The organism is Francisella sp. 19X1-34 (assembly GCF_041102755.1).
In the GTDB taxonomy this organism is placed as follows: Bacteria; Pseudomonadota; Gammaproteobacteria; order Francisellales; family Francisellaceae; genus Francisella.
Map to the genome: position 1 here is coordinate 1 of NZ_JBGCTX010000075.1, position 11163 is coordinate 11163.

The following is an 11163-nucleotide window of genomic DNA, read 5'->3' on the forward strand; positions in this document are numbered from 1 at the left end:
TTCTGTAAATCCCTTATTGTTATATTTAAAATATATAACCTAATTAAAATTTACACAATTATCTGTAAAGACCCTTTATGGTATTTTTGGTATAGCTGTTGGTTATGAAAATAATATAGCATTAGTTCCTGTTGCTTTGATTATTTCTTCTGCTCTTAGGCTATCTAGAGTTATAGGGGTTTGTATTGCAATTGGTGGAATTGGAATTGGTTTTGCATTATCGCCAATAAATCCTTATACGATTGGAGTGGCTCAACAGATTGCCCATCTGCCATTATTCTCAGGGGCTGGTTTAAGAACAGTTATGGTTTTACTAGCATTAACGTTTCTAGGATTTTATATTGCAAAATTTGTTGCACCAAAGCATAAGAATGATAATGAGGAGATATTACTATCACGAAATATAGAAGATTATCATATGACTTTAAGAGATTCTTTGGTTATTGGTATCTTTGTGATAGGTATTGCTGTAATAGCGGTTTGCTCGATTCTTTCTGGAATGACAAATTCTAAAGGGCAATCAATATTAGGAATGCCGTGGTATATAAATCAGATCGCTGCCGTATTCTTGATTATTTCGGTGATCGTTGCTGCAATATGTAGATATACTCCAAATTATTATATTAAATTGATGATGGAAGGGGCTTCTAAAGTTACTCCAGGGGCATTGATTGTTGGTTTAGCTGCTGCTATTCAAGTTATTTTAAAAGAAGGGCACATAATAGATTCTATAGTTTATGGTCTTGCTGATGTTCTTGGTTATATCCCAGCAGCATTATCTGCTGTTTTAATGACGTTAGTTCAAAGTATTGTAAACTTCTTTATTCCTGGAGGATCTGGTCAGGCAATGGCAACAATGCCGATACTAATACCAGTTGCAGATATGGTTGAGATGAAAAGACAACTAATGATTTTAGCTTTCCAAGTTGGTGATGGTTTTACCTACATGATATCTCCTACAGCTGGAGGTACATTAGCTATGCTAGCAATAGCACGAGTTTCATATACTGATTGGTTGAAAGCAATAGTTCCTTTTATCTTATTTATGTATGTTGTTTCTTGGGTATTTATAACTTTTGCTTATTATATTGGTTGGTCATAGAATATAAATATTATTTATATTTTGATCAGTCAGAAAAAGACATAAAAAAACCAGCACTAGGCTGGTTTTAATACTTTTGAATCTATAAAAAGTATAATTATACTTTTTTGATTCCGCCAAATCTTTTCTTGAACTTATCAACACGACCTGCAGTATCAACGATTCTTTGTTTACCAGTATAGAACGGGTGACATTGTGAACAAATATCTATACCCATAGTTTCTTTACCAGAAGTTGATTTTGTAACAAAAGAGTTACCACAACTACAAGTTACTGTTACTTCAGTATATTTTGGATGAATTTCTTGTCTCATTTTATTAATTTCCTTATATTTATAATCTGACATCGCCACTTAGACTATTTCATCTAAGCACCATATCCTTTAGATAGAATAGCTTGAGTATTCTAGCTTAAGTTGCTCACAGGATCAAGCTTAATTAGAGGAAATATATTTTTCCCTTCTTACACTTTTAGGTCCAAAGCCAGCATTTGTAAGCATTTCATATGATTGATCAATCATATTTGGATTGCCACAAACATAAACAACATCAGTTTCTGGGTTTAAACCTATTTTTTCAAATTGGTTTTGTACATAGCCTGAAATTTCATAATCTTTAAGATCTTGAGTTTCTCTACTTAGGCAAAGTTTGAAATGAATATTATCATGCTTCTTGGCAAACTCGATAAAGTCTTCTTGATAAAGAGCATCTTTACGATACTGACAACCAAGTAGTATATGTATTTCAATATCATTTGCTCTTTCTAAAAGCTCTGGAAACATAGCTCTATATGGGACTATCCCTGTACCAGTACCTACTAGGATAAGTTTTTTTACTTCTTCATCTTTTAGAATAAGTCTACCAGCTGGGCCCATTGCATTTGCTTTACCGCCAACTTCCATGTTAAAGAAAACTTCAGAAGCAATACCGCCTTTTACATAAGTGATACCAATTTCTAAAAGCATATTATCAGAAGGCAGAGAGCCTAAGCTATAACTACGACGCTTAACTTTGCCATCATCACCATCGAACATAAATGTAATAAACTGTCCAGCAATAAAGTTAAGAGGTTTGCCATCGGTTCTTTTGAAAACAAAGTGTCTAACATTATCTGTGATATCTTTAAAAGAAACTAATTCTAGTTCAAATTTTTCTAATGCCATCTTATTTTAAACTAATATATATTTATAACAGCTGTAATTGTATAATAATTTTATCTATATGATAAGTTTGTATTTGTAATATGCTGAAGATATTTAGAGTTTTAGGTATTTTAACTGTACTTGTACCTTCTTTTGCATTAGCAGATATGACTCAGTCAGAAGTTGATAAGCTATATACGAAGCCTATAGTTTTAGATGAAAAACACTATACATTTAATGTTGAATTACCTGTCGATTCAACAGATGGGTATAGATGGTTTCTTGTACCTCCAGATTATGATTATGTCGATGATGTAGGTTATTCACATGAGAGTGTGGATATCGAAAATTCAAAGTGGGGTGGTATGGATAATTTTAAACTAAAACTTACCAAGAAATTTAGTAAAGTACCTTATAAAGTAGTACTACACTTTGAGTGTTTTAGACCATTTGAAAGTAATTCAAAAGTTTTGAAAAAAGATGTAGTTATATTGTCATTGTTAAATTAGGAGAGAGATGTTAATGAAAAAAATATGTTTGTTGGTAGTGGGATTATTTACAATGTTGAATGTGTATGCAACTGGAGATTGTAGTGATAAAAGTTTTGATGCAATAAAAAATCAAGCTGTGCAAATGGAAAAAGCTTGGGACTCTGTAAATGCTAATAAGTTAGTTTCATTTTATGATGATGACTTTATATATATGAGTGGTGGTAAACCATATAGAAGTAAAGCTAAAGTATTAAAGCATTATGTCGATGGTTTTGCAACAAACAGCTCTGGTAAGAGAGATTTTGGTAAGCTAAAACTTAACTATCAGTATTGTAGAGATATCGATGAGAACCATCAATTAGTAATATTGAAATTTATATGGACTAGCCCTGCTGGTAAAGTAGCAACAGGACATGATCTACTAGTTTGGCAGAAGAATAAAGATGGTAATTATAAAATAATTGTTGATTTTCCTCAGTAGAGAAGTGTGAAAAGGAGATAAGAAATGTTCATGGTTTGGTTAGTACCTATAATTGTTATATTGATTATTCTACTTGGTTTATCAATAAGTCTTGTAGAGACCCAGTCTGTTAATATTATAGAAAGATTTGGAAAGTTTGTAAGAATTCAAAGAGCCGGTCTTAATTTTAGAATACCTATTATTGAAAGAATTGCAGGTAGAGTCAGTTTGAGAGTTCAACAACTAGATATAGTGGCTGAAACAAAGACTAGAGATAATGTATTTGTGCATATGAAAGTGTCGGTTCAGTTTTTGGTAGAAGAGGCTAGTGCGGTTGATGCATTTTATAAGCTTACAAATGCTAGAGCTCAGATGGAATCATATGTGTTTGATGTAATTAGATCATCATTACCTCGTATGAGTTTAGATGAATCTTTTGAAAATAAAGATGCAATAGCTTTAGACATTAAAAAAGAGCTTTCAGAAGAGATGAGCACTTATGGTTATACAATTATTAAATCTTTAGTTGTTGATATTAATCCAGAAGAAAATGTAAAACGCTCTATGAATGAGATCAATGCTGCTCAAAGACAGCTTGAGGCAACAAAAGCAAAAGCTGAAGCTGAAAAGCTTATAAAGATAAAAGAAGCTGAAGGTCAAAAAGAATCGATGAAGCTACTTGGTGAAGGTATTGCAGAACAACGTAAGGCAATAGCTAGAGGTTTGCGTGTTTCTATAGAGGACGTTAAAGAAGGTGCTGGAGATAATATATCTTCGGAGTATATATCATCTCTGGTTATGATGTATCAGTATTTAGATACTCTAGAAAACATGACTAAATCTGGTAAATCGAATGTAATATTCACACCAAACTCACCAAAAGGGTTTAATAATCTAACTTCTGAAATGATAAGTGCATTATCAGCAACTAAAGATGTTTAAAAATTTGTAATTAGATTATTAAAAGATAATTTTTGGAGAAAATACAGCTATGGAAAAAGGCTTGTTTCATCAAATAGTTGAAATAGTAAATAGCTATGTTTGGGGACCCCAAATGCTCATGTTGATTGTAGGTGTGGGCTTGTTTTTAATGCTAGGATTATGTTTTTTACCTTTGAGAAAGATTATTTATGCCTTTAAATTACTTTTTAGTAAAAATGAAAATAAGGATAATGGTGAAATAACGCCCTTTCAAGCATTAATGACAGCTTTATCAGCTACTATTGGTACAGGGAATATTGCAGGTGTTGCGACAGCTATTGCAATAGGTGGACCAGGAGCCGTCTTTTGGATGTGGTGTACTGCGTTAGTTGGTATGGCAACAAAATACTCTGAAGCAGTTTTAGCAGTTAAGTATCGTGAAGTAGATGCAAAAGGTTCTTGCGTCGGAGGACCTATGTACTATATAAAAAATGGCTTGGATAAAAAGTTCTTATGGCTTGGCGTATTATTTGCAATATTTGGCTTTGTTGCTAGTTTTGGTATTGGTAATATGGTTCAAGTTAATTCTATGGCAGATGTAATGCAGAATAATTTATATATTCCTACCTATATTACAGGTGTTATAGTTGCTTTTTTTATTGCTATAGTTTTATTAGGAGGGGTTAAACGAATTGCAGAGGTTGCTAGTAAGATTGTGCCTATTATGGCTATTTTATATTTTGTTAGTTGTGCAATTGCAATTTTATTAAATATTAAACTATTGCCAGGTGCATTTTATATTATATTTGATAATGCTTTTAGTCCTACAGCTGCAACAGGAGGATTTGCTGGAGCAGGAGTTATGCTTGCTATCCAAATGGGGGTTGCTCGAGGAGTATTCTCAAATGAAGCAGGTTTAGGCTCAGCACCAATTGCCCATGCAGCTGCTAAAACAAATAGTCCTGTTAGGCAAGGGTGTGTAGCAATGCTTGGGACTTTTATTGATACTCTTGTTGTTTGTACAATGACAGCTCTTGTTATAATCCTATCGGGTCAATGGAATAGTGGCCTTAATGGAGCAAGCTTATCTTCAGAAGCAATCAATACGTTGATTCCTGGTTTTGGTAGTTGGGTGGTTACTTTAGGCTTGATTTTCTTTGCATTTACGACAGTTTTAAGTTGGAGCTATTATGGAGAGCGTTGTGTTGAGTTTCTTTTTGGAATCAAATCTATAGTACCATTTCGTATTTTATGGATTATAGCCATCCCTGTAGGAGCAATGCTTAAAATTGATGTTGTTTGGCTATTAGCAGACACTTTAAATGGGCTTATGGCGGTACCAAACTTAATAGCTTTATTGTTGCTTAGTCCAGTAGTGTTTAAGCTTTCTTATAAGTATTTTAGTAATAAATCTAATTAATAGCAGACTAAGGTGTCTAATCATCATTCAAATGATGTATCGATATTCAGAAATTCTAGGAAATATCACTAAATCTACTAAACTGAATGTGATATTTACACCAGATTCATCAAAAGTTTAAATCTAAAAGGGTAGATTTTGTGTTTTATGGGCAAATACCATCAGATAGACCTCTAATAGAGGAGCTCCAATAGCTAGTGTGTATAATTATATGAAGATTTCAGCTAAGTCGGATAAGTTTTCTAAACAGAATACTGTTTATGATATGGCTAAATATTTAGATAGTTTGGGAATATAGTACAGCCTATTATTTCAAGTTAATTGTTTTGTTTTTATATTTTATCTACAATAACTTATATATTGATTACTGTGCTTAAGTTTTATTGTTATGTGGTTTATTGTTGAATCGATGTCGTGCTCAAGTTGTGTAGCAAAGATAGAAAAAGCTTTGCTTAGTATACAAGGTGTTAGTAATGTTAAAGCAAACATTGTAGACAAGAGTGTATCTGTTGAGACAGATCAATCTTTGTTAAACATTATACAGAATAAACTAGAAGAGATTGGCTATCCTGGTGAGCTACAGCAGCAAGAAAAAAATAACCATAAATATTGTATTTTTATTGAAGGAATTTCTTGCTCGGGCTGTGTAGCAAAGATAGAAAAATCTTTGAAAGTAGTTTATGGTGTCGAAAAAGTCAGTGCTAATGTTGTTGATAAAATATTACAGATCGAAGGTAGTATGGATATTACTGAAATTTTCGCTGTATTAGAGAAAATAGGTAAACCAGGAGTTCTAGAGAAAAAATCACAAATTAGAGATGTAGATAGAGCCAAAAAGGAAATTAAAACAAGTATCAAACAAGCAGTAATTGCATTTGTGGTAGGTGTTATTCTTATGGCCATACAAATGCATTCTGAGAGTCAGGATAGTGTTTTATATTTTTCAAGTGATCTTTCTAATATAGAAAGACTTTTAATCTGGCTTGTATTAGCTATTGTTACACTTGCAGTTATGGTTTATTCTGGCAAGCGCTATTATCAAGGAGCTTGGAGACAGCTAAAACACTTATCTTCAAATATGGATACTCTAGTCGCATTAGGTACTGGAGCTGCTTGGACATATTCTATTATTGTTATCTTATTTGAGTTTTATTTGCCAGAGCAAATGTTACATGTCTTTTTAGATACTAGTGTTCTTATTCTTGGGTTTTTAAATATTGGTCATGCAATGGAGATTAAATCAAAAGGTAGGGCCTCAGAGGCTATTGAAAAGCTAATTCATTTGCAGCCTAAAAATGCTCATGTGATCCATGGTGATAGAGAAGTTGATATTCCATTGGAACTTTTAAAAGTAGGGCAAACTATCGTTATCTATCCTGGTGAGAAAATTCCAGTTGATGGTGTGGTAATCGATGGCAAGGCTAATGTTGATGAATCAATGCTGACAGGTGAGTCAGACTTTGTTAATAAAAAAATTGATGATAAAGTCTTTGCTGGAACTATAAATCAAAATGGTAGTTTAAAAGCTAAAATGACTAAGTCTATAGATGAAACAGCTCTAGCTAATGTTATTGAGCTTATTAAATCTGCACAAAGTTCAAAACCAGAAATTACTAGAATAGTTGATAAAGTTACAGCTGTATTTGTACCAGTAGTTATTACTATTGCAGTATTGACATTTATAGTCTGGAGCTTTTTTAGCCTACCTTTAGCAGTAACTGCTGGAATAGCTGTTTTAGTTGTAGCTTGTCCATGTGCACTTGGTTTGGGAACACCAATGTCGATGATGGTTGGTATGGGTAAAGTTGCTGAATATGGTATTTTGATTCGTAATGGTGAGGTGCTGCAAAATGCTAGTAATCTAACACATATTATCATGGATAAAACAGGTACTATTACACAAGGTAAGCCAGCCGTAACAAATAGCCATTTTATAGCAGATGAAGATTTAGTCTTAAGTTATCTTTATGCAGTTGAGGCAAAGTCTGAGCATCCGCTTGCACTTGCTTTAAGTGCTTATAGTAGAGAATATAATAAAAATTTAGTAGCAAGTGATTTTGAAGCAACTTCAGGTAAAGGTATCTCAGCGGAAGTTGAAGGTGCTAGTGTGCTTATTGGCAATATGAAACTAATGTCAGAAAATGGTATTAGTATAGATAGTAATGTTGAGCAGGTTTTAGATGGTTATGCAAATCAAGGTGCAACACCAGTAATCTTTGCTATGAATAATAATATAGCCGCAATTTTTGCTGTTAAGGATCCTGTAAAAAAAGAAAGTAAAGAAGTTGTATCTCAGCTTACAAAATCAGGGCTTAAAGTTGCTATGGTTACTGGAGATAATAAACATACAGCAAACGTGATTGCTCAAGAAGTTGGAATAGATAATAATATGGTCTTTGCTAGTGCGATGCCTGAAGATAAGACCAAATTTGTTGATGATCTTCAAAAGCAAGGGTTCCAAGTTGGTATGGTTGGTGATGGTATCAATGATGCAGCAGCATTAGCAAAAGCAGATGTTGGTTTTGCTATGGGTAATGGAACTGATATAGCTATAGAAAGTGCAGATATTACTTTAACTTCTGGCGAGCTAAAAAATATTAATAACTCAATTATTTTTTCAAAGAAAATTATCCTAAACATTAAGCATACTTTAGCTGGAGCTTTTATTTATAATATTTGTGGTATACCTATTGCTGCAGGAGTTTTGTATCCATTTTTCGGTATTATGCTTAGTCCTGTAATAGCATCTTTAGCGATGGCTATGTCATCTGTAACAGTAGTTGCTGTAGCTTTGAGGCTAAAGCGTTTGAAAGTTGAGTAAAGATTGTAACCACTTACTGTATAAAGCTATTATAGTGAATGTTGCGTTAAATTTAGTGCATGAATTTTATTAGAATTTTCAACATAGTTTTGGTAGGATGTCTTAGATCTTTATCAAAGTGTCCATTATATTAATTTTCATGACCATATTATTAAGCAAAAAATCTATCGAAGAAAGTGCAGCTGTAGCAGCTGAAAGCTTAGAGGAAGAAACTAAAGCAAAGTTTACACAAGGTTCTATATTAAGACATGTCATTATTATGTCTTTAAGTACTTCAATAGGTCTTATAGCTATATTTATTGTTGATCTCTTGGATATGTTTTTTCTTAGTATACTTGGCGAGGTTGAGTTAGCTTCTGCAGTTGGATATGCAGGAACTATATCTTTTTTTACAACATCTATAGGAATAGGTATTAGTATAGCTATGGGGGCTTTAATATCTCGTTCAATTGGTGAAGGCAAAAAGCATTTAGCAAACTGTTACTTAATTAATATTTATTTAGTGACCTTAATAATTACAATACCTATAGCTATTTGTATATGGTTCAACATACCAAACTTGTTGATGCTTATAGGAGCAAAAGGAAAAACCTTAGAATTTGCAACTCAGTATTTACAAATTCTAATACCTTCTTTCCCAATATTAGCTCTTGGAATGGCTTCTAGTTTCGCACTGAGGGCATTTGGCGATGCTAAGTTTTCTATGTGCTCTACTTTACTAGGAGGTCTAGTAAATGCGGTATTAGATCCTATTTTTATATTTTCATTTTCTATGAATGTTAAGGGTGCTGCTATAGCATCTGTATTTGCTCGAACTACGATATTATTAGTAGCATTTTTTACTTTATTAATTAAATATAAGGTATCTCTAACTTTTAATTTTAATAGTTTTAAAAAATCTTTATCACCTATAACAAAAATAGCACTACCTGCGATATTAACAAATATTACTACTCCTATAGGAACTGCTTATACTATCTCAGAAATGTCAAAGTTTGGAGATTCTGCAGTTGCAGGAATGTCTGTAATAGGTAGATTGTCACCTGTTGCTTTTGCTATAGTTTTTGCAGTATCAGGAGCTATAGGATCAATTATAGGTCAAAATCTAGGAGCAAAGAATATTCAAAGAGTTAAAGAAACATTAGTACAATCATTTTTGTTTATTTGTGTTGTTGTAGTTTTAGTATCTATAGTACTTATATGTTTAAATAGTTATCTGGTTTCTTTATTTAGTTTAACCGGAGATGCTGCTAGACTTATGTATTTATTTACACACTTCGTGGCTATAAGTTATATTTTTGTTGGAGCAGGTTTTATAGCCAATGCAACATTTAATAATTTAGGTAAGTCATTTTACTCTTTTATAATTAATCTTTTGAAGGCGACTATTTTCACTATACCATTTGTATATGTTGGAGCAAGCCTTTATGGTGCTGAAGGTATTTTGATAAGTCAAAGTTTAGGAAGTATGATCTTAGGTTTGATTGCTTATATTTTTGCATATAGATATATAAAAACAATTTAAATTCTTATTTCTCTTTAAACCTATAATTAATAAACATTTGAATCAGCAATTACTGCTGCTGAAACATTAATCATGCTTGGTGAGAGTAAGAGAGTTGCTAAACTAAAAATAGATATGTTTAAAACCCATGATATTAAATCTCTTAGAGCATCGAAGCAAACTTGGATTAAAAATGGTAAAGATAAAGATTATATTAATCAAGCAATTATAAATAGAAATGTTTTATCAGAGCTTATGAAGCTAGAATCAAAGAGTTGATGATTTTGATATATTGGGTGTGTTGATATATGAGAGTTTAGCCTCTATGAAGTCTCATTTCTTTTAGAAAAGTACATATATGATGGCTTTGTCAGTTTTTAGAAATAATGGAAGAAAATTTATTACATATTATGAGAAAATATTACTTTTAAGCTTTGTAGATTATTAAGGGGTAAGATATTTAGAATATTCTTTATGAGATAAGCATTATTTTTTTAACTCTAGAGCAAAGAATAGCTTAATTAAAGCAAGACTTACTAAAGATAGTATAAATATAATCGAAGCTAAAGCTAGGATTGTATGAATATGTACTAGACCAAAAATAAACACTAATATACTAGTTAGGAATATGAAGAATGCACCCATTAATGCATTTGCACTACCAGCTATATGGCTAAATAGACCAATACATAATGCAAAGAAGTTAGGGAAAACGATTCCTGCGAAGAAGAATGCAATAAACATAAATACAGCCAATGCTACAATGCTAGTTGGGAAGAAGATGCTAATAATCATTAATATTAGGCAAGATAATGCAGATATACTTACAGCTAAGCTTAGTTTCATTCTGTTAAACTCTTCACTTAAATGTAATAAGAATCTGTTGGCCATATTCCCTAAGAACCAAGCAAATCCCATTAATAGAGCGATATTACCAAAAGTAATTGCTGAGTAATGTAAAGTATCTTCTATGACAAATACTCCTACTGTACTAAAGATCACAAGGAATGAGTAAAGTAGTCCAATACAAAGTGTACCAAGAACAAAGTGGTTATGAGTTGCCATTTCATAGTAGTTGGAGAACACTTTTCCTAAAGACATTTTGTGTGTTTGTTTTGCTGTTTCACGATAAATAAAGATAATCAGAAGTAGTACAAAAATACCATAGATACTAAAAAAGTAAAAACATGATTTCCAACCGAAATAGTGTTGTAAGTGTCCACCTATAAAGGGAGTGTTGCAATCTAAGCAATAATTGGAGTAAATTTTGAAAATCTACATTTCTTGTCTAAAAAATGACTAT

General features: G+C 32.3%; 11 protein-coding genes. 8 read left to right on the forward strand and 3 right to left on the reverse strand.

Annotated features, from left to right (window positions below; translation table 11 throughout):
- Positions 1 to 115 precede the first annotated feature (115 nt).
- Positions 116 to 1102, forward strand: a complete 987-nt coding sequence (locus tag AB8E56_RS10170) for a TIGR00366 family protein (protein WP_329480765.1) — start codon at positions 116 to 118, stop codon at positions 1100 to 1102.
- A 97-nt stretch (positions 1103 to 1199) separates the two neighbouring features.
- On the opposite strand, the gene rpmE is transcribed toward AB8E56_RS10170, so the two are convergent.
- Entirely contained in the window at positions 1200 to 1415 is a 216-nt protein-coding gene (rpmE, locus tag AB8E56_RS10175; protein ID WP_329480750.1) for a 50S ribosomal protein L31, read from the reverse strand.
- A 120-nt stretch (positions 1416 to 1535) separates the two neighbouring features.
- Positions 1536 to 2264: a ferredoxin--NADP reductase gene (locus tag AB8E56_RS10180; RefSeq protein ID WP_329480752.1), complete on the reverse strand. Its 729-nt coding sequence runs from the start codon at positions 2262 to 2264 to the stop codon at positions 1536 to 1538.
- Between the two features lie 146 nt (positions 2265 to 2410).
- Here AB8E56_RS10180 and AB8E56_RS10185 point away from each other — a divergent pair, with 146 nt between their 5' ends.
- From AB8E56_RS10185 to AB8E56_RS10215, 7 genes are all read left to right on the forward strand, one after another.
- Positions 2411 to 2752 carry a hypothetical protein gene (locus tag AB8E56_RS10185; RefSeq protein WP_329480767.1) on the forward strand — a complete coding sequence of 114 codons (342 nt, stop codon included), beginning with the start codon at positions 2411 to 2413 and terminating at the stop codon, positions 2750 to 2752.
- A gap of 13 nt (positions 2753 to 2765) precedes the next feature.
- Positions 2766 to 3215: a nuclear transport factor 2 family protein gene (locus AB8E56_RS10190; protein WP_329480754.1), complete on the forward strand. Its 450-nt coding sequence runs from the start codon at positions 2766 to 2768 to the stop codon at positions 3213 to 3215.
- Positions 3216 to 3239: 24 nt separating this feature from the next.
- Positions 3240 to 4136: an SPFH domain-containing protein gene (locus AB8E56_RS10195; protein WP_329480756.1), complete on the forward strand. Its 897-nt coding sequence runs from the start codon at positions 3240 to 3242 to the stop codon at positions 4134 to 4136.
- A 49-nt stretch (positions 4137 to 4185) separates the two neighbouring features.
- On the forward strand, positions 4186 to 5535 hold the full coding sequence (locus tag AB8E56_RS10200) for a sodium:alanine symporter family protein (protein WP_329480758.1): 1350 nt from the start codon (positions 4186 to 4188) through the stop codon (positions 5533 to 5535).
- 388 nt (positions 5536 to 5923) lie between these two features.
- Entirely contained in the window at positions 5924 to 8356 is a 2433-nt protein-coding gene (locus tag AB8E56_RS10205; RefSeq protein ID WP_329480760.1) for a heavy metal translocating P-type ATPase, read from the forward strand.
- A 139-nt stretch (positions 8357 to 8495) separates the two neighbouring features.
- Positions 8496 to 9881 (forward strand): MATE family efflux transporter, encoded by a 1386-nt coding sequence (locus tag AB8E56_RS10210; RefSeq protein ID WP_329480761.1) that lies wholly within the window; start codon positions 8496 to 8498, stop codon positions 9879 to 9881.
- 72 nt (positions 9882 to 9953) lie between these two features.
- Entirely contained in the window at positions 9954 to 10139 is a 186-nt protein-coding gene (locus tag AB8E56_RS10215) for a hypothetical protein (RefSeq protein ID WP_329480763.1), read from the forward strand.
- A gap of 207 nt (positions 10140 to 10346) precedes the next feature.
- Here AB8E56_RS10215 and AB8E56_RS10220 read toward each other — a convergent pair whose 3' ends face one another.
- Positions 10347 to 11135, reverse strand: a complete 789-nt coding sequence (locus AB8E56_RS10220; RefSeq protein ID WP_329480769.1) for an MFS transporter — start codon at positions 11133 to 11135, stop codon at positions 10347 to 10349.
- Positions 11136 to 11163: the final 28 nt, after the last annotated feature.

What these genes read in the sequence shown, in the direction of transcription:
- rpmE (WP_329480750.1), bottom strand. Translation starts at nt 1,415, where the DNA reads ATGAGACAAGAAATTCATCCAAAATATACTGAAGTAACAGTAACTTGT.
- AB8E56_RS10180 (WP_329480752.1), bottom strand. Translation starts at nt 2,264, where the DNA reads ATGGCATTAGAAAAATTTGAACTAGAATTAGTTTCTTTTAAAGATATC.
- AB8E56_RS10185 (WP_329480767.1), top strand. Translation starts at nt 2,411, where the DNA reads ATGACTCAGTCAGAAGTTGATAAGCTATATACGAAGCCTATAGTTTTA.
- AB8E56_RS10190 (WP_329480754.1), top strand. Translation starts at nt 2,766, where the DNA reads ATGAAAAAAATATGTTTGTTGGTAGTGGGATTATTTACAATGTTGAAT.
- AB8E56_RS10195 (WP_329480756.1), top strand. Translation starts at nt 3,240, where the DNA reads ATGTTCATGGTTTGGTTAGTACCTATAATTGTTATATTGATTATTCTA.
- AB8E56_RS10200 (WP_329480758.1), top strand. Translation starts at nt 4,186, where the DNA reads ATGGAAAAAGGCTTGTTTCATCAAATAGTTGAAATAGTAAATAGCTAT.
- AB8E56_RS10205 (WP_329480760.1), top strand. Translation starts at nt 5,924, where the DNA reads ATGTGGTTTATTGTTGAATCGATGTCGTGCTCAAGTTGTGTAGCAAAG.
- AB8E56_RS10210 (WP_329480761.1), top strand. Translation starts at nt 8,496, where the DNA reads ATGACCATATTATTAAGCAAAAAATCTATCGAAGAAAGTGCAGCTGTA.
- AB8E56_RS10215 (WP_329480763.1), top strand. Translation starts at nt 9,954, where the DNA reads ATGCTTGGTGAGAGTAAGAGAGTTGCTAAACTAAAAATAGATATGTTT.